This window comes from Streptomyces sp. R302 (genome assembly GCF_012927245.1).
GTDB lineage: Bacteria > Actinomycetota > Actinomycetes > Streptomycetales > Streptomycetaceae > Streptomyces.
Map to the genome: position 1 here is coordinate 599,960 of NZ_JABBGE010000003.1, position 19,871 is coordinate 619,830.

The 19,871-nt window shown below is 74.1% G+C and carries 18 protein-coding genes and 1 riboswitch; of the genes, 13 read left to right on the top strand and 5 right to left on the bottom strand.

Features of this window, described 5'->3' with window-relative positions; translation table 11 throughout:
* Positions 1 to 100 precede the first annotated feature (100 nt).
* A complete protein-coding gene (locus HHL19_RS12475) occupies positions 101 to 1,537 on the top strand; it encodes a DUF2079 domain-containing protein (RefSeq protein ID WP_169088644.1) in 1,437 nt (478 codons plus the stop codon).
* A 61-nt stretch (positions 1,538 to 1,598) separates the two neighbouring features.
* Here HHL19_RS12475 and HHL19_RS12480 read toward each other — a convergent pair whose 3' ends face one another.
* Positions 1,599 to 2,237, bottom strand: a complete 639-nt coding sequence (locus HHL19_RS12480) for a hypothetical protein (protein ID WP_169088646.1) — start codon at positions 2,235 to 2,237, stop codon at positions 1,599 to 1,601.
* Positions 2,238 to 2,520: 283 nt separating this feature from the next.
* Between HHL19_RS12480 and HHL19_RS12485 the strand changes: the two genes are divergently transcribed.
* From HHL19_RS12485 to HHL19_RS12500, 4 genes are all read left to right on the top strand, one after another.
* Entirely contained in the window at positions 2,521 to 3,381 is an 861-nt protein-coding gene (locus tag HHL19_RS12485) for a bifunctional methylenetetrahydrofolate dehydrogenase/methenyltetrahydrofolate cyclohydrolase (RefSeq protein WP_169088648.1), read from the top strand.
* A 1-nt stretch (position 3,382) separates the two neighbouring features.
* Positions 3,383 to 3,868 (top strand): DUF3017 domain-containing protein, encoded by a 486-nt coding sequence (locus HHL19_RS12490; protein WP_169088650.1) that lies wholly within the window; start codon positions 3,383 to 3,385, stop codon positions 3,866 to 3,868.
* 208 nt (positions 3,869 to 4,076) lie between these two features.
* Positions 4,077 to 5,234 (top strand): DUF2690 domain-containing protein, encoded by a 1,158-nt coding sequence (locus HHL19_RS12495; protein WP_169088652.1) that lies wholly within the window; start codon positions 4,077 to 4,079, stop codon positions 5,232 to 5,234.
* 171 nt (positions 5,235 to 5,405) lie between these two features.
* Positions 5,406 to 6,395: a malate dehydrogenase gene (locus HHL19_RS12500; protein ID WP_169088654.1), complete on the top strand. Its 990-nt coding sequence runs from the start codon at positions 5,406 to 5,408 to the stop codon at positions 6,393 to 6,395.
* A 54-nt stretch (positions 6,396 to 6,449) separates the two neighbouring features.
* Here the strand turns inward: HHL19_RS12500 and HHL19_RS12505 are convergent, their stop codons facing one another.
* On the bottom strand, positions 6,450 to 6,971 hold the full coding sequence (locus HHL19_RS12505) for a carboxymuconolactone decarboxylase family protein (RefSeq protein WP_169088656.1): 522 nt from the start codon (positions 6,969 to 6,971) through the stop codon (positions 6,450 to 6,452).
* Positions 6,972 to 7,017: 46 nt separating this feature from the next.
* Here HHL19_RS12505 and HHL19_RS12510 point away from each other — a divergent pair, with 46 nt between their 5' ends.
* From HHL19_RS12510 to HHL19_RS12520, 3 genes are all read left to right on the top strand, one after another.
* Positions 7,018 to 8,736, top strand: a complete 1,719-nt coding sequence (locus HHL19_RS12510) for a PLP-dependent aminotransferase family protein (RefSeq protein WP_169088658.1) — start codon at positions 7,018 to 7,020, stop codon at positions 8,734 to 8,736.
* A 482-nt stretch (positions 8,737 to 9,218) separates the two neighbouring features.
* Positions 9,219 to 10,196 carry an RNA polymerase sigma-70 factor gene (locus tag HHL19_RS12515; protein WP_169088660.1) on the top strand — a complete coding sequence of 326 codons (978 nt, stop codon included), beginning with the start codon at positions 9,219 to 9,221 and terminating at the stop codon, positions 10,194 to 10,196.
* A gap of 88 nt (positions 10,197 to 10,284) precedes the next feature.
* Complete coding sequence (locus HHL19_RS12520) at positions 10,285 to 11,046, top strand: NAD(P)H-binding protein (RefSeq protein ID WP_169088662.1); 762 nt, start codon at positions 10,285 to 10,287, stop codon at positions 11,044 to 11,046.
* Positions 11,047 to 11,093: 47 nt separating this feature from the next.
* Here the strand turns inward: HHL19_RS12520 and HHL19_RS12525 are convergent, their stop codons facing one another.
* Positions 11,094 to 11,969: a hypothetical protein gene (locus tag HHL19_RS12525; protein ID WP_206324859.1), complete on the bottom strand. Its 876-nt coding sequence runs from the start codon at positions 11,967 to 11,969 to the stop codon at positions 11,094 to 11,096.
* 151 nt (positions 11,970 to 12,120) lie between these two features.
* On the opposite strand from HHL19_RS12525, the gene HHL19_RS12530 reads away from it, so the two are divergent.
* Both HHL19_RS12530 and HHL19_RS12535 read left to right on the top strand, forming a co-directional pair.
* Entirely contained in the window at positions 12,121 to 12,426 is a 306-nt protein-coding gene (locus HHL19_RS12530; protein ID WP_169088666.1) for a hypothetical protein, read from the top strand.
* A 33-nt stretch (positions 12,427 to 12,459) separates the two neighbouring features.
* Positions 12,460 to 13,641 carry a glutathionylspermidine synthase family protein gene (locus HHL19_RS12535; protein ID WP_169088668.1) on the top strand — a complete coding sequence of 394 codons (1,182 nt, stop codon included), beginning with the start codon at positions 12,460 to 12,462 and terminating at the stop codon, positions 13,639 to 13,641.
* Positions 13,642 to 13,644: 3 nt separating this feature from the next.
* Here HHL19_RS12535 and HHL19_RS12540 read toward each other — a convergent pair whose 3' ends face one another.
* Together HHL19_RS12540 and rocD are read right to left on the bottom strand one after the other, a co-directional pair.
* Complete coding sequence (locus tag HHL19_RS12540; protein WP_169088670.1) at positions 13,645 to 14,322, bottom strand: polysaccharide deacetylase family protein; 678 nt, start codon at positions 14,320 to 14,322, stop codon at positions 13,645 to 13,647.
* Between the two features lie 758 nt (positions 14,323 to 15,080).
* Positions 15,081 to 16,286 carry an ornithine--oxo-acid transaminase gene (rocD, locus tag HHL19_RS12545; RefSeq protein WP_169088671.1) on the bottom strand — a complete coding sequence of 402 codons (1,206 nt, stop codon included), beginning with the start codon at positions 16,284 to 16,286 and terminating at the stop codon, positions 15,081 to 15,083.
* Between the two features lie 171 nt (positions 16,287 to 16,457).
* A riboswitch (ZMP/ZTP riboswitch) is annotated at positions 16,458 to 16,548 on the top strand.
* Positions 16,549 to 16,611: 63 nt separating this feature from the next.
* On the opposite strand from rocD, the gene glyA reads away from it, so the two are divergent.
* From glyA to HHL19_RS12560, 3 genes are all read left to right on the top strand, one after another.
* Entirely contained in the window at positions 16,612 to 17,880 is a 1,269-nt protein-coding gene (glyA, locus tag HHL19_RS12550) for a serine hydroxymethyltransferase (protein ID WP_169088673.1), read from the top strand.
* A 269-nt stretch (positions 17,881 to 18,149) separates the two neighbouring features.
* Positions 18,150 to 19,166 carry a tryptophan--tRNA ligase gene (gene trpS, locus HHL19_RS12555; RefSeq protein WP_169088675.1) on the top strand — a complete coding sequence of 339 codons (1,017 nt, stop codon included), beginning with the start codon at positions 18,150 to 18,152 and terminating at the stop codon, positions 19,164 to 19,166.
* A gap of 110 nt (positions 19,167 to 19,276) precedes the next feature.
* Positions 19,277 to 19,855, top strand: a complete 579-nt coding sequence (locus HHL19_RS12560; protein WP_169088677.1) for a 2'-5' RNA ligase family protein — start codon at positions 19,277 to 19,279, stop codon at positions 19,853 to 19,855.
* The last annotated feature ends 16 nt before the right edge of the window (positions 19,856 to 19,871 follow it).

The window sequence follows — 19,871 nt, forward strand, 5'->3', positions numbered from 1 at the left end:
GCCACACGGGTACAGGGTCTTCCTCTTCAGGAAGGCCCTGTACCCGTCTCTGGTCTAATGGTCAGGCCCCGGGCCGGCCGGCAGTAGTGGAGACGTGGTGTTGGACGTACTGAGAAAGCCCGCTGCGGACCCCGCCGACGAGCGGCCCGCCGGGGGCCAGGACCCGGCACCCGTCCCGTACCTCCCGTACGTGCTCGTCGCCGTCCTGCTCACCGCCGCGTACTTCCTCTACTCCTGGGTGCAGTACGACCACTTCCGCACCCCCTCCTGGGACCTCGGCATCTTCGGGCAGGCCGTCCGCTCCTACGCCGAGTTCAGGGTCCCCGTCTCCGAGATCAAGGGCCCCGGCTTCCCGATACTCGGCGACCACTTCAGCCCGGTGACGGCGCTCCTCGCGCCGCTCTACTGGCTCTGGCCCTCGCCGGTCTCGCTGCTCTTCGCGCAGGCCGCGCTCTTCGCCGGCTCCGCCGTGATCGTCGGCCGCACCGCCCAGCAGATCCTCGGCAGCCGCGCCACCGGCATCGCCCTCACCGTCGCGTACGGCCTCTCCTGGGGCCTCCAGGAGGCGGTGAAGTCCGACTTCCACGAGATCGCCTTCGCCGTCCCGCTGCTCGCCCTCACCTGCCGGGCGCTGCTCCTCGGCCGCTGGACCGCCGCCGTCGGCTGGTCGGCGCCGCTCGTCCTCGTCAAGGAGGACATGGGGCTGACCGTCGCCATGGTCGGCGTCGTCCTCGCGCTCAAGGGGCAGAGGAAGCTCGGCGCGGCCCTCGCGGGCTTCGGCGCCGCCTTCTTCGCGCTGACGGTCCTCGTCCTCATCCCGACCGCCAGCAAGCTCGGCCAGTACGACTACTGGGCCAAGATCGAGACGACCGGCGGCGGCGCCGAGACCTCCCTCGTCCAGATCGCCGCGGACGCGCTGACCTCCGGCGAGCGCTGGGAGATGGTCCTCTACCTCCTCGCGATCACCGGCTTCCTCGCGCTGCGCTCCCCGCTGGTGCTGCTCGCCCTGCCCACCCTCGGCTGGCGCTTCGTCTCCCAGGACGCCAACCACTGGGGCATGCACTGGCACTACAGCGCCGTCCTGATGCCGATCGTCTTCCTGGCCCTGGTCGACGCGGTCCGCGCGGTGCGCACCTCGCCGCGCCCCTGGCTCGCCGCGTACGGCAAGGTCGCCGTCGCCGCCGCGACGGCCGTCGCGCTCGCCCTCGCCGCGAACCTGCCGCTGCGGGAGCTGCTGAAACCGGAGACGTACGCCGCCGACGTCCGCGCCGAGCAGGCCCGCGCGGCCGTCGCGGCGGTCCCCGAGGGCGCCTCCGTCGAAGCCGACGTGCCCCTCCTCGCGCACCTCACCGCCGACCACAAGGTCTACTGGGTGGGCACCGCGAAGGGCGCCACCCCCGACTACCTCGCGCTCGACCTGCGCGGCTGGTCCGGCCAGACCTCGGACCCTGCCGTGACGGCTTCGCAGTTGCACCCGGAGGCGGCGTACGAGATCGTCCACCGCTCGGAGGGCTTCGCGGTGCTGAGGAAGAAGTAGCGGGTACGCCGAAGGGCCCGGCTCCCATCGAGGAGCCGGGCCCTTCGGCGTACCGCGCGGATCAGTAGCGCGGGCGGGAGAACCAGGCGGTGCCGCTGGGGACCACCGGGGCGAGCGTGATGATCACGCCGAAGGTGACCCAGATCAGCGGGAAGATCACGGCCGTGGCCAGGCCCGAGTCGAGCCCGATGAAGAGGCCGATGGCGCCCACGATGGTGCCGAGCGCGCCGTAGATCACCGTGGTGATCCGCACGCCCTGGCCGCCGCTGCCGAACTTGACCGCGAGCGTGATCGAGAGGGCGGCGAGACCCAGGAAGATGAGGGCGAGGACGATGGCGGCGCCGGCCGCGAAGTCGCCGATGTCCTCGAACGGGTTGTCACTGCCGCTGCCGTACTCGGACGCGAGGTCCGAGGCGTCGCTGGCGATGCTCGCCGCGTACACGTAGGCGATGCCGGCGAGGATCTGCACCGCCGAGATCAGGTACAGGAAGACGCGCGCCGTCGTCAGCAGGCCCGGCATCGACTGCGGCACCATGCCCGGGCCGCCCGGGTACGCGCCGTACGGCGAGACCGGCGGGGCGGCCGGGTAGCCGTACTGGCCCTGCGGCGGGACCCCCTGGGGGGCCTGCGGGTAGCCGTAGCCCGGCTGCTGGCCCTGCGGCTGCTGGCCGTAGGGGTTGTTCGGTTCGCCGAAGCTCATCGGGGCTTTCCTCCGTGAATGTTCTCGTGCGGGGACGACGCGGCCCGCGCGGAGGAACTTTCACGGCACGTGAGCGGACTCCCCCCGGCACTTCCCGCGGCACTGCGCTGGTCATCGTCGCCGTAGCTCCGACGTGTTGTCCAGTCGATACGCACCGGAGTTGTGCAAGTGCAACTCTCCGTTCCGACCTGCCCGGCTTTCCGGGAATCCCTGGCGGGAGCCGGGCGGGAGCCTCCCGGGACCGAATTGGAACTGGGCGGGGGTCATCCGCGAGGATGTCCCCATGAGCGCCCAGATTCTCGATGGCAAGGCCACCGCGGCCGCGATCAAGTCCGAACTCGCCGTCCGCGTGGCGGCCCTCAAGGAGAAGGGCGTGACGCCCGGTCTCGGTACCGTCCTGGTCGGCGACGACCCGGCCAGCCAGAAGTACGTGGCCGGCAAGCACCGCGACTGCGCGCAGGTCGGCATCGCCTCCATCCAGCGCGAACTCCCCGCGTCCGCCACGCAGGAGGAGATCGAGGCGGTCGTCCGGGAGCTCAACGAGGACCCGGCCTGCACCGGCTACATCGTCCAGCTGCCGCTGCCGAAGGGCATCGACGAGAACCGGATCCTGGAGCTGATGGACCCGGCGAAGGACGCCGACGGCCTGCACCCGACCAACCTCGGCCGGCTGGTGCTCAACGAGCCCGCCCCGCTGCCCTGCACGCCGAACGGCATCGTCACCCTGCTCCGCGCCCACGGCGTGGAGATCAGCGGCGCCGAGGTCGTGGTCGTCGGCCGCGGTGTCACCATCGGCCGCCCGATGCCGCTCATCCTGACCCGCCGCTCCGAGAACGCCACCGTGACCCAGTGCCACACCGGCACCCGCGACCTCTCGGCGCACCTGCGGAACGCCGACATCATCGTGGCCGCCGCCGGCGTGCCGCACCTGATCAAGCCGGAGGACGTGAAGCCCGGCGCGGCCGTCCTCGACGTCGGCGTCTCGCGCAACGCCGAGGGCAAGATCCTGGGCGACGTCCACCCGGACGTCACCGAGGTGGCCGGCTGGATCTCCCCGAACCCCGGCGGCGTGGGCCCGATGACCCGCGCGCAGCTGCTCGTGAACGTCGTCGAGGCCGCGGAGCGCGCGGCCGCGGCGCTCTGAGATGACCTCGGGGAGCCCGGCCGCCCCCGGGAGCCCTGACGGCCCGCGGGAGCTGCCGCGCGGCCGGGTGTCGAAGGTCCGCCGGGTGCGGGGCTCGCGCCGGCCGCCGACGGTCACCACCGACACGGCCCGCCCCGAGGGCGGCGGCCGGGCGGCGGGCGGCGACGCCCCGGCGCCGGCCCGTCAGTGGCCGCTGCTCCTCGTGCTCGGGACGGCGGCCCTCGGACTGCTCGTGGTGGGGACGGACCCCTTCTGGCAGTCCTTCCGGATCGGGACGATGCTGGTGGGGGCCGCGCTGCTGCTCGGCGCGGTGCTCCGCAGGCTGCTGCCCTCGGTGGGCATGCTCGCGGTCCGCTCGCGCTTCACCGACATGATCACGTACGGGGTGATGGGCGGGCTGATCGTGCTGCTCGCGCTCATGGTGCAGCCGAAGCCCTGGCTCCGGATCCCGTTCCTGGAGGACGTCCTCCATCTGACGGTGACCTGAGGGTGTGATGACGGCGCCCGCCCTCTCCCCCGTGGGAGGGCGGGCGCCGTCCCGTGATCAAGGGTCATGTACGCGCCAACGAAGGGCAAGTTCACGCCGTCCGCTGTGGCACGGAGGTGACCATTCCGGTACATCCGCGCCCACCGACCGGGTCCCGCTCGCAGCCCGGAACTGCCATCCTTCGAGGAACATCGACGAGGGGGTGCGCATGTCGGCGTGGAAGGCGCTGTCCGGCGAACTCGATCCGGACGTGCGGACGTTCGTGGAACGGGTCCGGCTGGTCATCGACCGCAGCGGACTCGGCGTCGGCGCGGTCGCCGAGCGCACCGGCCACGACCGGGCCGACTGGGACGCGTACGCGAACGCCGCCAGGCCCGTGCCGAGGAGCGCCGTCGTCGCGCTCTCCGACGTGACCGGCGCCGACCTCGGCCCGCTCACCGCCCACTGGGAGCACGCCGACCGCGCCTGGAAACGACTCCTGCGCGAGCGCGCGGTGCCGGAGGAGGGGGCGGCGGCGGACGTACGGGAGCAGGGCCCGGCCCCGGAGGGCGCACCGACCGACCTGCCCGGCCCGACCGACCTGCCCGGCCCGACCGACCTGCCCGGCCCGGCCGACCCGACTAGTCCGACCGACCCGACCGGTCCGGCCGACTCGACTGGCCCGGCTGGTCCGGCTGGTCCGGCCGACCTGCCCGGCCCGGCCGACCCGACTGGCCCGGCCGCCGTGGCCGACCTGATCGATCCGGCCGATCGGACCATGCGCATCCGGCCCGTGCAGGCGCCGGTGCCCGTTCCCGTTCCGGTGCCGGCACCGGTGCCGGCACCGGCACCGGAACCCGGGCCTTCGCCCGCCCGGGCGTCCCGGCGGGGCTCGCCGCTGCTCTACGTCGCCGGGATCGTCGGCGCCGCGCTCGTCGTCACCGCCGCCGTGCTCCTCGTCGACCTCGGCGGGACCGGGAGGCAACCGGCGGCCGCGCCGCCCCCGCCCGCCACCATCACCGCCCCGACGCCCGGCCCCAGCCTCCCCGACGGCGTCCGCTGCACCGGCGCGGACTGCGGCGGGCTCGACCCGGAGGACATGGGGTGCGGCGGACCGCTCGCCACCACCGTCGCCCGTACCCGCATCGGCGCCGCCCTCGTCGAGGTCCGGCACAGCGAGGTCTGCGCCGCGGCCTGGGCGCGGATCAGCGGAGGCGCCACCGGGGACGAGGTCAGCGTCCAGGCCGGCACCGCCGTCCGGGTCGCCAACGTCCGCCCGGACGGGGGCGGAGGCGCGTACACCGCGATGATCCCGGTCGACTCCGGGGGCGCCGCGCGCGCCTGCGCGAGCCTCTCCGGCGGCGAGGACGGCTGCACGGGAGGGTGAAACGGTGCGGGAGGTGAGCCGCACCACAAGGGGGTGGGGGTGCAGCGGGGCCAAGGTCCGATAGCCTGACCGCCGGATATCTCTTCACGTCGAGACATCGATCGATCAAGTGAGCGATATCCAGCCACAGGGGCAGGGAACCCCACCGCCAGCTGTCTTACGGAGATCGCCATGACCCGCACTCCCGTGAATGTCACCGTGACCGGCGCGGCCGGCCAGATCGGCTACGCGCTGCTCTTCCGCATCGCCTCCGGCCACCTGCTCGGCGCGGACGTGCCGGTCAAGCTGCGCCTCCTCGAGATCCCGCAGGGCGTGAAGGCCGCCGAGGGCACCGCCATGGAGCTCGACGACTGCGCGTTCCCGCTGCTCAAGGGCATCGACATCTTCGACGACCCGAACAAGGGCTTCGAGGGCGCGAACATCGGCCTGCTCGTCGGCGCCCGCCCGCGCGGTCCGGGCATGGAGCGCGGCGACCTGCTCGCCGCCAACGGCGGCATCTTCAAGCCGCAGGGCGAGGCCATCGCCGCCCACGCCGCGGACGACATCAAGGTCCTCGTCGTCGGCAACCCGGCCAACACCAACGCCCTCATCGCCCAGTCGGCCGCCAAGGGCGTCCCGGCCGAGCGCTTCACCGCGATGACCCGCCTGGACCACAACCGCGCGCTGACGCAGCTGGCCCAGAAGACCGGCTCCTCCGTCACGGACATCAAGCGCCTCACCATCTGGGGCAACCACTCCGCGACCCAGTACCCGGACATCTTCCAGGCGCAGATCGCCGGCAAGAACGCCGCCGAGGTCGTGAACGACGAGGCGTGGCTGGCCGACACCTTCATCCCGACCGTCGCCAAGCGCGGCGCCGCGATCATCGACGCCCGTGGCGCCTCCTCCGCCGCCTCGGCCGCCAACGCCGCCATCGACCACGTGTACACGTGGGTCAACGGCACCGCCGAGGGCGACTGGACCTCCATGGGCGTCCCGTCCGACGGCTCCTACGGCGTCCCCGAGGGCCTCATCTCCTCCTTCCCCGTCACCTGCAAGGACGGCAAGTACGAGATCGTCCAGGGCCTGGAGATCAACGACTTCTCCCGCGCCCGCATCGACGCCTCCGTCAAGGAGCTGTCGGAGGAGCGCGACGCGGTCCGCGAGCTCGGCCTCATCTGAGCGTGAACGCGGAGGAGCCCCCCGGTCGTCCGACCGGGGGGCTCCTCGCCTTTGTCAGTGCGCGCCGCGCGGGGTGTAGTGGCCCGGGACCATGCGGGTCGTGACGGCGATCCGGTTCCAGGAGTTGATGACGACGATCGCGGCGATCACCTTGGCGAGCTCCTCCTCGTCGAAGTGCGCGGCGGCCGCGGCGTACACCTCGTCGGGGACGAAGCCGTCGGTGAGGACGGTGACCGCCTCGGTGAGGGCGATCGCGGCCAGCTCGCGCTCGGTGTAGAAGTGCTTCGACTCCTGCCAGGCGGAGAGCTGTACGACCCGCTCCACGGACTCGCCGTCGGCGAGAGCGTCCTTGGTGTGCATGTCGAGGCAGAAGGCGCAGTGGTTGAGCTGCGAGGCGCGGATCTTGATCAGGTGGTAGAGCGCCGGGTCCACGCCCTTGGCGGCCTCCTGCTCCAGGCGGAGCATCGCCCGGTAGAAGTCGGGGACGCGCTCGGCGAAGGGCATGCGCGGGGTGTGCTCGTGGGCGAGGGCCTGGGCGGGGGCCTGAGCGGGGGAGTGCGTGACGGTGGTGGTCATGGAGCCACCGTACGCAGCGGATGGCATGCGAGTATGGTCCATTCTCATGCGGGATGACTGGGCCACTTTCGGCGCCGACCTCCATCTGGACCTGCGCGGCACCCGGCTCAGGGCGGGCCTCATGGACGCTCTGCGCGAGGCGGTGCGGAGCGGACGCCTCGCACCAGGCACCCGGCTGCCCTCCTCGCGCCAGCTCGCGGCGGACCTCGGGGTGGCCCGGAACACCGTCGCCGACGCGTATGCCGAACTGGTGGCCGAGGGGTGGCTCACCGCACGCCAGGGTTCCGGCACCCGGGTGGCGGGCCGCGCGGGCCTCCGCCCGGCGGCGGAGCCCGATGCCGATGCCGATGCCGATGCCGATGGGGCCGGACGTGCCGCGCCCCAGCCGACGCCCCCGATCGGCCAGCCCCCAGCCGGTGCGCCCCCAGCCGGTGCGCCCCCAGCCGGTGCGCCCCCAGCCGGTGCGCCACCCGCCGGTGCGCCCCCAGCCGGTGCGCCACCCGCCGGTGCGTTTTCAGCCGGTGCGCCGCCGACGGGCCCGATGCCCGCCGGTCCGATGCCCGCTGGTTCGAAGCCCGGCGGCCCGACTCCCGCCGGTCCGACTCCCGGCGGCGCCGCGTGGAGGGTCTCGCGGCGGCGGGCGGGGCCACCCGCGTACGACCTCCGGAGCGGCACCCCGGACCTCGCCTCCTTCCCGCGCGCCGCGTGGCTGAAGGCGTACCGGCGGGCGCTCACCACCGCGCCCAACGAGGCCTTCGGGTACGGGGATCCGCATGGCCGGGAGGAACTGCGGACGGTCCTCGCCGAGTACCTGGCCCGCGCCAGGGGCGTCCACGCGCGGCCCGAACGGATCGTGGTCTGCTCCGGGTTCGCGCACGGCCTGATGCTGATCGGCCGGGCCCTGCGTGGGCGCGGGGCACGGGCCGTCGGCGTGGAGTCGTACGGCCTCGGCCCGCACGCCGCGCTGCTGCGGGACGCCGGGCTCGCCACCCCGGCGCTGCCCTTCGACGAACGCGGCACCCGCGTCGAGGAGTTGCCGTCCCTCGCCCCGGACGCGGTGCTGCTGACCGCCGCCCACCAGTTCCCGCTCGGCGGGGCGCTGCCGCCGGACCGGCGGACGGCCGTCGTCGACTGGGCGCGGGCGACCGGCGGCTACGTCCTGGAGGACGACTACGACGGCGAGTTCCGGTACGACCGCCAGCCCGTCGGAGCCCTTCAGGGCCTCGACCCCGAGCGGGTCGTCTACCTCGGCACCGCGAGCAAGTCCCTCGCGCCCGGACTGCGACTCGCCTGGATGGTGCTCCCGGAGAGCCTGGTGGACGAGGTCGTCGCCGCCAAGGGGGCGGTGGTGGACTGGATGTGCGGCACCCCCGACCAGCTCGCCTTCGCCGACTTCCTGGCCACGGGCGCGCACGACCGGCACGTCCGCGCGATGCGGCTGCGCTACCGGCACCGCCGCGACCAGCTCGTCGCCGCGCTCGCCGACCGCGCCCCCGGCATCCGCGTCGGCGGCATCGCGGCGGGCCTCCACGCGGTCCTCTCCCTCCCGCCCGGCACCGAGGCCGCCGCCCTCCGCTCCGCCGCCTGGCACGGCCTCGCGGTCCAGGGCCTGGGCCACTTCCGCCACCCGGAGTCCCGACGCACCCTGGAAGGCCTGGTCGTCGGCTACGGCACCCCACCCGACAGCGCCTGGCACGGCGCCCTCCACTCCCTGTGCCGAGTCCTGGAGGGCCTCGACACGGACCGGGACCCCGAGGAGGAGTGAGGCACGGCGGGCGCGACCGGGCCCCTGCCGGGTCCGGTGATGCCCCGCCCGCGCTGCGATGCGCCGCCGCCGGCGAGCGCGGCGGTGCGGGCCGGGGCGTCGGGGTTCGGCCGGGCCTCGCCGGGGGCGCGGTGGAGGAGGCGGTTCACGCGTGCCGCGAGCGGCAGGCCCCTGCCGGGCCCGATGATCCCGCCCGCCCTGAAGCCCCCCGCGAGCGGAGGCGTGGGGGTCGGGACCGCCGAGGTTCGGCCGGTCCCTGCTGGGTTCGCGGCACAGGCGGCGGTCCGTGAGGGGCCGGGTCCCTGCCGGGGCCGGTGAGGTCCCGCCCGCCCTGGAGCGGTGAGGCCCCGGCCGGGCCTCGTCGGGCCTTGCCGGGCCTCGTCGGGGCTTGCCGAGGTCGCCGGCGGTGCGGGGCGGGAAGTGGGTCGCGTGATCGAGGTGCCGGGTCTGGTGGGGTGGGTGTCTGGCAGGGTGGGGGTGTGATGTCGTACTCCACTTCGGACGGGTCGGCGCGGGGCGGTGCGGAAGGTGCCGCGCGGGAGTTCACCGCGTACCGGCCGCGACTCTTCGGGCTCGCCTATCGCATGCTCGGGTCCGCGGAGGAGGCCGAGGACACCGTCCAGGACGCCTATCTGCGGTGGGACGGGGCCGACCGGGCCGCCATCGTCCAGCCGGGCGCCTGGCTCACCAGGGTCGTCACCAACCTCTGCCTCACCCGGCTCACCTCCGCCCGCGCCACCCGCGAGCGGTACACCGGGACCTGGCTGCCGGAGCCGGTGCTCACCGACGCCCGGGGGCCGCTCGGCGCGCCCGGTGCGGGGCCGCTGGAGGCCGTCGAGCGGAGCGACGACGTGTCCATGGCGCTGCTGCTGCTCCTGGAGCGGCTCACCCCGGCCGAGCGGGCCGTGTACGTGCTCCGCGAGGCCTTCGGGTATCCGCACCGGGAGATCGCCGGGCTGCTCGACCTCGGTGAGGCCAACTGCCGCCAGTTGTACCTCCGGGCCGCCCGGCGGGTCGCCGCGGCCGGGGAGGACGGGGCCGCCGTCCGCCACGAGGCGCCCGCGCCCGAGCGGCACCGGGAGTTCGTCGAGTCCTTCGTCGCCGCCTCCCGCGAGGGCGACCTCGCGGGCCTGGAGAAGGTCCTCGCGGCGGACGTCGTCTGGTGGGGCGACGGCGGCGGCAAGGTCAGGTCCGCCCTCCGTCCCGTCCGCGGCCGCGACCGCGTCCTCCGCTTCCTCGCCGGTGTCGCCGCCAAGCGGGAGGAGGGCTCCGTGCTCACCGTCGCCGAGGTCAACGGCGCACCCGGGCTCGTGCTGCACGTCGGCGCCCGGCTCATCGGCGTCGCCGCCGTGGAGACCCGCGCCGACGGCCGCATCACCGACGTGCGGATGGTGATGAACCCGGACAAGCTCGTCTTCGCGGGCCGGCAGTTCGCCGCGCGCCCGGAGGCCGCCGGCTGAGGCTGTCACAGACGCGGGGTCCCGCCGGTCCTTGTGGGTGAGAGCGCTCCGCGAACGGGGCGTCCGCGTCGGGAAGGGAGCCCCGGAGATGGCGACGGCGACGAAGACGATCCTGGTGACGGGAGCCACCGGCACCCTCGGCAGGCCGCTGTGCGCGCGGCTGGCCGCCGCCGGGCACGAGGTGCGCGAGCTGAGCCGCCGCTCGCCGCGCTACCCCGTGGACCTGCGGAGCGGCGCCGGTCTCGACGAGGCCCTCGCGGGCGTCGACACCGTCGTCCACTGCGCCTCCTCGCCGCGCGGCGGCGACGAGGACGCGGCCCGGACGCTGATCGCGGCGGCCCGCCGCGCCGGGGTCCGGCACCTCGTGTACATCTCGATCGTCGGCGTCGACCGGGTGCCGCTCGGCTACTACCGGGCCAAGCACGCGGTGGAGCGGCTGGTGGAGCAGTCCGGGATCGGCTGGACCGTGCTGCGGGCCACCCAGTTCCACGACCTGGTGGCGCAGGTCCTGGCGGCCGCCGGGAAGGTCCCCCTGGTGCTGCCGCTGCCGGCCGGCGTCTCGGACCAGCCGGTGGAGGTGACCGAGGTGGCGGAGCGGCTGGCGGAGCTCGCGTCCGGCGACCCCGCGGGCCGGGTCCCCGACATGGGCGGTCCCGAGGTGCGTACCCTCGCCGACCTGGCCCGCGCCCACCTCGCCGCCACCGGCCGCAGCCGCCGCCTCCTGTCCGTCCCCCTGGCCGGCCGTACGTACCGGGCCTTCCGCGCGGGCGGCCACCTGGCGCCGGGGCACGCCACCGGCCGGGTCACCTTCGAGCAGTACCTGAAGGAGGCCGGGGGCGCGGGCGCCTGACGGTCGGTCCGCGGGGACCTGACGGTCGGTCCGCGGACGTCTGACGGTCAGTCCGCCGCCCGTTCCCGTCCCGGCGGCTCGGTCGCGGTCGCGGTCGGGGTCGCGGTCGCGGGCTCGGGCACCGGCGGCTCGCCGAAGCGGGCGAGGGCCAGGGAGGCGGCGACGGCCAGGGCGAAGCCGGCGAGGGCGAGTCCGCCGAGGCCCTCGCGGGTCTCGTCGCCCAGCCAGAGGAGGCCGGCCGCCGCCGGGCCCAGCGTCTCGCCCAGGACCATGCCGGCCGTCGCCGTCGTCACCGCGCCCCGCTGGAACGCCGAGGTGAGGAGCAGGAACGCCGCGCCGCCGCCGAGCAGCAGCGCCCACAGCGCCGGGTCCGCGAGGTCGATCCCGTCCAGGAGCCGTACCGCCACCTCCACCACCCCGAAGCCGAGCCCGGAGCCGAGTCCGAGGACCAGTGCCCGGGGCCGGTCGGGGAGGCGTCCGGCGGCCGCGCCGAGCAGCAGCACCCCGGCGGCGATGCCCAGGAGGACCCAGGGGAGCGCGGCGGGCCCCTCCCGGTGGCCCTCCCGGCCGGCGGCGAGCGCCAGCAGGGCGAGTCCGGCGCAGACCGCGGCCACCGCGCCCCACTCGGCCCGGCCGAGCCGCACCGCCAGCATCCGGGAGGCCAGCGCGGCGGTGACGGCGAGGCTCGCGGCGAGCGCGGCGCCGACCGCGTACAGGGGGAGCGTCCGCAGCGCCACGACCTCCAGGACGAAGCCGAGTCCGTCGAGCGCGAGCCCGACCGCGTACCGCCACTGCCGCACCGCCCGCCAGAGCAGCCCGACGTCCACCCCGCTGCCCGTCCCGGGCGCGGCGGCGCGGGCGGCGGCGGCCTGGAACACGGTCGCCGCACCGAAACAGAGCGCCGATCCGAGCGCGCAAAACATCCCCAAGAGCACATAGCGACTCTAGGTGTCGGGGGTGGAATACAGCGGCCTACACTGTGCGGTCGCGAGGCGCGCGGTCATACGAACGGCCGCGCGGACGCGCGCGGCGCGCACACGAGTGCGCGGTCATGCGAAGGGGAGGGCGAGGGACATGCGGAGGCTCAGGTCGAGCACGGTGGTGCTCGGCGGTATGGGCGTGCTCGCGGCGACGATCACCGCCTGCGGCGCCGAACCCGACCGCAGGTGCGCGGACCCGGTCACGCTGGAGGAGCTGCCGGGCTACCGGTGCGACACCGGCTCCTTCGGCGACGACGATGACGACGGCACCACCGCCCGCGGCGCCTACTACTACGGCGGCTACGTCCGCGACGCGCGCGTGACCGGCGGCAGCTTCGACCGGAAGGCCGTCGAGACCGGCGGCTTCGGCTGCTCGTCCTCCGGGTCGAGCGGCGGCTGAGACGCAGGACCGACGGACGGACGGACCGGCACCATGGAACGGCACACCATCGAACCCCGCCCCGGCTGGCAGGAGATCGTCGAGGAGCAGGGGCTCGTCTATCCGCTGACCCGCTACCCGGACGGTTCGCTGCGCCCGTACTGGGACGAGAGCGCGTACTACTCCTTCACGCTGCCCGAGGTCGAGGCGCTGGAGGAGGTCGTCGAGGAGCTGCACGCCATGTGCCTCGCGGCGGCCGCGCACATCGTCGAGCGGAACCGTTTCTCCGACCTCGGGATCACCGACCCGAAGGTCGCCGAGCGGGTCGCCGAGTCCTGGCGCCGCCGCTCCGAACTCCCCTCCCTCTACGCCCGCTTCGACCTCGTCTACGACGGTACGGGCCCGGCGAAGATGCTGGAGTACAACGCGGACACCCCGACCTCCCTGGTGGAGGCGGCGAGCCCGCAGTGGTTCTGGATGGAGGAGCGCTTCCCGGGCGCCGACCAGTGGAACTCCCTCCACGAGCGGCTCGTCGACGCCTGGAAGCGCCAGGCGCCGCTGCTGCCGGCCGGCCCCGTCCACTTCGCCCACTCCGAGACCGACGAGCTCGGCGAGGACCTGATGACGGTCGCCTACCTCCGGGAGACCGCCGAGCAGGCCGGGATCGCCACCGAGGCGCTCTCCGTGGAGCGGATCGGCTGGGACCGGATCTCCCGCCGCTTCGTCGACGAGAAACTGCGCTTCATCCGCAGCTGCTTCAAGCTCTACCCGTGGGAGTGGCTGGTCACCGACCCCTTCGGGAAGCACGTCCTGTCCACCCTGGACAACGGCGGCTCCACCGGCACCACCTGCTGGATCGAGCCCGCCTGGAAGATGCTGCTCTCCAACAAGGCGCTCCTCGCGATCCTCTGGGAGCTCTACCCCGGCCACCCCAACCTGCTGCCCGCCTACCTCGACGGGCCGCGCGACCTGGCCACGACCACCGGCTGGGCGGCCAAGCCGCTGCTCGGCCGGGAGGGCGCCGGCGTCACCCTGCACGAGCCCGGCAGCGAGCCCGCCGTCCGCGACGAACCCTGCTGCTACCAGGGGCTCGCCCCGCTCCCCGACTTCGACGGCAACCGCACGCTGCTCGGCGCGTGGGTCGTCGAGGACGAGGCCGCGGGGCTCGGCATCCGGGAGTCGGCGGGCCCCGTCACCGACGAGTACGCCCGCTTCCTCCCGCACGTCATCCTCTGACGCTCACTCCGGTACGTACTCCCGCAGCGGCGCGGGCTCCAGCCCCGCCGCGTCGGCGAGGGCCAGGGCCCGCTCCAGGTCCTGCTCCAGCGTCTCGTTGAAGTGCAGCAGGATGATGTCGCCGGCCTTCAGGCCGGGCGCCGGCGGGGTCCACTGCCCCCAGGTGGTCAGGTCGTACGTCCACGTCACCACGGCCTTCGCGCCGCAGGCGCGGGCGGTGGTCCGGGTGGTCGCGTCGTACGCCCCGTACGGCGGGCGCAGCAGCCGCGGCCCGTCGCCGAACTCCGCGAGGTGCGCGTCCCGCGCCCCGCACGCCTCGGCCCTCTGCCCGGCCCCGTCCAGCGAGGTCAGGTCCGGGTGGCCGACCGTGTGGTTCTCGACCCGCACCCGGCCGTGGTCGAGCAGCCGGTGGAAGTACGCCGAGTCGTACGAGTACGCCCCCGGCAGCAGGAACAGCGAGGCCGGCACGCGGCGGTCGAGCAGCAGCTCGGCGGCGGCGGGGTCGTGGAACCAGCCGTCGTCGATCGTGATGAACACGACCGGGTCCGTCGTCTCGACGCGCGACACGACGGGCGCGGGCGGGGGCCACTCCGTGGCGTGCGCGGGGGTGGTGACGGCCCCGAGGAGGGCGAGCGGGACGAGTGCGGCGCGCACGAGGCGGCGCAGGCGAGGTCTCGACATGCCGCCACATTGGCCTAGACCAACCACCCTGTCAACGCCCGCACTTGCCCCGGCAATTGCGGGCGTCGCCCGGTACGCACGGCGCCCCGCTGCACCCCCGCGCGGGGCGCCCCGCGCCCAGCGTCCCCTGCGGGCTGCGCCCCGCCGTCCCGTGTGGGCACGCGTCCCGCCAGGACGGTGCCCACCCGCAGTCCAGGCTTGGGGCCTGGGGCTGGTGCGGGCTGCGCGCCCCGCGTCCCTGTGGGCATACGTCCCCGCCAGGGCAGTGCCCACCCTCAGGCCCCGCACCCGTCGTCGTTGTGGGCGTGCGTCCCGCTGGGGCGGTGCCCACCCGCAGGGGCCTGGCGCTGGTGCGGGGCGCGCCCGTCGTAGTTGTGGGCATGCGTTCCGCTGGGGCGGTGCCCACCCGCAGGCCCCGGCGCGCGGGGCCTGGTCCCGGTGCGGGCACGCGCCCGGCGTCCCTGTGGGCATACGTCCCGCAAGGGCGGGACGGGTGGGCACAGGGACGGCGCCCCCTGCCGCGCCTCGGCTTTCCGGGCCTGGACCCGCACCCCGTATACGGCGCGGTTCCGGTGCGGGTTCAGGCGCATGTGCGGAGGCACCCGCAAAGGGTGCCGTTCCGTTGTGCCCACCCGTTCCGCCCTAGCGGAACGTATGCCCACAACGGAACGGCGGCCCGGCGCCGCAACTGGAGCGACGGGTGGGCACCGCTCTGGCGGAACGTATGCCCACAACGGAACCGCGGTGGTGGCGGGGTGTCAGGTCGTGAGGGTTTCTCGGAGTTGGGTGAGGCCCCAGTCGAGGTCCTCCTTGGAGATGACCAGGGGCGGGGCGATCCGGATCGTGGAGCCGTGGGTGTCCTTCACGAGGACGCCCCGGGCCATGAGGCGTTCGGAGATCTCCCGCCCAGTGCCCCGCGCGGGCGCGATGTCGACCCCCGCCCACAGCCCCCGCCCCCGCACCGCCTCCACCGCACCGCCCCCCACAAGCAGCCCCAGCTCCGCGTGGAGGTGTTCGCCGAGCTCCGTCGCCCGCGCCTGGTACTCCCCGGTCCGCAGCATCGCGATGACCTCCAGGGCCACCGCGCACGCCAGCGGGTTGCCGCCGAACGTCGAGCCGTGCTCGCCCGGCCGGAACACCCCGAGGACGTCCGCGTCCGCGACGACCGCCGACACCGGCACCACACCACCACCGAGCGCCTTGCCGAGGATGTACACGTCGGGGACGACGTCCTCGTGCTCGCAGGCGAAGGTCCGTCCGGTCCGGCCCAGGCCGGACTGGATCTCGTCGGCCATGAACAGCACGTTCCGCCGGGCCGTCAGTTCCCGCACCCCGCGCAGGTAGCCGGCCGGCGGGACGAGGACGCCCGCCTCGCCCTGGATCGGTTCGAGCAGCACCGCCACCGTGTTCTCGGTGACCGCCGCCTCCAGGGCCGTCAGATCGCCGTACGGCACGATCTCGAAGCCGGGCGTGTACGGCCCGAAGTGGTCCCGGGCCTCGTGGTCGGTCGAGAACGACACGATCGTCGTCGTCCGGCCGTGGAAGTTGTTCCCCGCCACCACGATCTTCGCGTGCCCGTCCGGCACGCCCTTCACCTCGTACCCCCACTTCCGAGCCGTCTTCACGGCCGTCTCGACCGCCTCCGCCCCGGTGTTCATCGGCAGCACCATCTCCTTGCCGCACAGCTCCGCGAGCCGTGCGCAGAACTCGGCGAACCGGTCGTGGTGGAAGGCCCGCGAGGTGAGCGTCACCCGCTCCAGCTGGGCCTTCGCCGCGTCGATCAGCCGGCGGTTGCCGTGCCCGAAGTTCAGCGCCGAGTAACCGGCGAGCATGTCGAGGAAGCGGCGTCCCTCGACGTCGGTCATCCAGGCCCCCTCGGCGGAGGCGACGACGACGGGCAGCGGGTGGTAGTTGTGGGCGCTGTGCGCGTCCGAGGCAGCGATCTCGTCTTGCGTTCTCGACACGGGATCTCCGATCGTCCTGCGGCCGGGGCTGGGTGTGCCCCCTTTCTTATCGTCGCTCGCCCGCCCCGCGAAGAAACCTCGGACGACGGCGCGCCCGCCCAGGGCCTGTCCGACGAATCCCGCCGGGCCCGGCCCGCCCGGCGCGAATCGTCGGACAGGCCCTAGGCTGTGAGCACGCGCGGCGACTGGCGTACGGGGAACCGACCCCGGGGGAGCCGCGCGCGCTCCATCACACGAGGTGCCGCTCGCCTGGGCATCACGGGACCGCCCCGCGTCCCGTGCGGCACCCGCCCCGGGACGTTCCGACGTACTCCCGGAGGAACACGTGACCACCCCGCCCCGCCACCCGGCCCTCTCCGCCGCCGATCCCGAGCTCGCCGCCCTCGTCGGCGCCGAGGAGCGGCTGCAGGCCGACACGCTCCGCCTCATCCCCAGCGAGAACTACGTCTCCGCCGCCGTCCTCGAAGCCTCCGGCACCGTCCTGCAGAACAAGTACAGCGAGGGCTACCCCGGCCGCCGCTACTACGAGGGCCAGCAGGTCGTCGACCGGGTCGAGACCCTCGCCGTCGAGCGCGCCAAGGCCCTCTTCGGCGTCGACCACGCCAACGTCCAGCCGTACTCCGGCTCCCCGGCCAACCTCGCCGTCCACCTCGCCTTCGCGCGGCCCGGCGACACGGTCATGGGCATGGCGCTGCCCATGGGCGGCCACCTCACCCACGGCTGGGGCGTCTCCGCCACCGGCTCCTGGTTCCGCGGCGTCCAGTACGGCGTCCGCCGCGACAACGGCCTCATCGACTACGACCAGGTCCGCGACCTCGCCCTCGCCGAGCGCCCCAAGGTGATCTTCTGCGGCGGCACCGCCCTGCCCCGGACCATCGACTTCGCCGCCTTCGGCGAGATCGCCCGGGAGGCCGGTGCCGTCCTCGTCGCCGACGTCGCCCACATCGCCGGCCTCATCGCGGGCGGCGCCCACCCCTCCCCGGTCGGGCACGTCGACGTCGTCTCCACCACCACCCACAAGACCCTCCGCGGCCCGCGCGGCGCCATGCTCATGTCCACCGAGGAGCACGCCAAGGCCCTCGACAAGGCCGTCTTCCCCGGCCTCCAGGGCGGCCCGCACAACCAGACCACCGCCGCCATCGCCGTCGCGCTGCGCGAGGCGTCCCAGCCCTCCTTCCGCGACTACGCCCACGCCGTCGTCGCCAACGCCAGGACCCTCGCCGACGCCCTCCTCGCCCGCGGCTTCGACCTGGTCTCCGGCGGCACCGACAACCACCTGATCCTGATGGACCTCACCCCCCAGCAGGTCCCCGGCAAGACCGCCGCGAAGGCCCTCGACCGGGCCGGCATCGTCACCAACTACAACACCGTCCCCTACGACCCCAGGAAGCCCTTCGACCCCTCCGGCCTCCGCATCGGCACCCCCTCCCTCACCTCCCGCGGCCTCACCCCCGCCCACATGGACCAGGTCGCCGACTGGATCGACCGCGCCGTGACCGCCGCAGCGGCCGAGGACGAGCCCGCCCTCGCCGAGATCCGCGCCGAGGTCGCCGAGCTGATGGCCGCGTACCCGGCCCCGGGCCTGCCCGTCTGACCCCCGGGCCCACCCGCCTGACCCCAGGTCCGCCCGCCCGCTCGCCCGGCCGAACCCGGACCGACCGTTCGACCGGCCGACCGTTCGACTGGCCGACCGTTCGACGGGCCGAGCGGCCGCCGGACGGGGACCCTCCGCAAGTGGAGGATCCCCGTCCGGCCCGTCCCGCCGCCGCGCGGTGTGTTCCTCGTCTCAGCGCGCCGCCGACCGCGCACTCCTGGCGCACCGGCAGTCCGGGATCGCGTCCCGCACCTGAGAGAATGATGTGCATGGCCTCTGATGCACGTCCCCGCGCGCTCTCCGGAATCCAGCCCACCGCGGGCTCGTTCCACCTCGGCAACTACCTCGGTGCGATCCGGCAGTACGTCGCGCTGCAGGAGTCCCACGACGCCTTCTACATGGTCGTCGACCTGCACGCCATCACGGTCCCGCAGGACCCCGCCGAGCTTCGCGCCAACACCCGCTTCGCCGCCGCGCAGCTCCTCGCCGCCGGCCTCGACCCGGAGCGCTGCACCCTCTTCGTCCAGAGCCACGTCCCCGAGCACGCGCAGCTCGGCTGGGTCATGAACTGCCTCACCGGCTTCGGCGAGGCCTCCCGCATGACCCAGTTCAAGGACAAGTCCGCCAAGCAGGGAGCCGACCGCGCCACGGTCGGCCTCTTCACCTACCCGATCCTCCAGGTCGCGGACATCCTCCTCTACCAGGCCACGCACGTGCCGGTCGGCGAGGACCAGCGCCAGCACATCGAGCTCACCCGCGACCTCGCGGAGCGCTTCAACGGCCGCTTCGGCGACACCTTCACCGTCCCGGCGCCGTACATCGTCAAGGAGACCGGGAAGATCTACGACCTCCAGGACCCGACGATCAAGATGAGCAAGTCGGCGTCCACGCCGAAGGGCCTCATCAACCTCCTGGACGACCCGAAGGTCACCGCCAAGAAGGTCAAGAGCGCCGTCACCGACACCGACACGGTGATCCGCTACGACCCCGAGAACAAGCCGGGCGTCTCCAACCTCCTCACGATCATGGCCACCCTCACGGAGACCGGCATCGCGGACCTGGAGAAGAGCTACGAGGGCAAGATGTACGGCGCCCTCAAGACCGACCTCGCCGAGGTCATGGTGGACTTCGTCACTCCCTTCCGGGCCCGTACCCAGGAATACCTGGACGACCCGGAGACGCTGGACTCGGTCCTGGCCAAGGGCGCGGAGAAGGCCCGCGCGGTCGCCGCCGAGACCCTGGCGCAGACGTACGAGAAGATCGGCTTCCTGCCCGCGAAGCACTGAGCCGGTCGGCGGGGTCCCGGGGCCCTGGCCGAAAGGGTGGTGCAGGCCGCACACTGGCGGCTGCACCACCACACACGTACACGTTTCGACGGACGACGGAGGAGAACGACGTGGGGACCGTAACGCTCGGCGTTTCGATCGCGGTCCCGGAGCCTCACGGCAGCCTGCTCCAGGAGCGGCGCGCGGGCTTCGGGGATCCCGCCGCGCACGCCATCCCCACCCACGTCACCCTCGTCCCGCCCACCGAGGTCGACCAGGACCGGCTGCCGGAGATCGAGGCCCACCTCGCCGGCGTCGCCGCCGGCTGGCGGCCCTTCGCGATCCGGCTGAGCGGCACCGGCACCTTCCGCCCGCTCTCCCCGGTGGTCTTCGTCACCCTCGCCGAGGGCACGGCCGGCTGCGACCGGCTCCAGGCCCGCCTCCGGGAGGAGGCCGGGCCGCTCGTCCGCGAGCTCCAGTTCCCCTACCACCCGCACGTCACCGTCGCCCACGGCATCGCCGAGGAGGCCATGGACCGGGCGTACGAGGAACTGGCCGGCTTCGAGGCCGCCTGGACCTGCTCCTCCTTCGCCCTGTACGAGCAGGGCGCGGACGGCGTCTGGCGGAAGCTGTACGACTACGAGTTCGGCAGCGGCCGCACCGTCGCCGCCGTCCCCAGCCAGGGCGGCGCCCCCCTCCGCACCGCCTAGGGTCCGTCCCGTACGG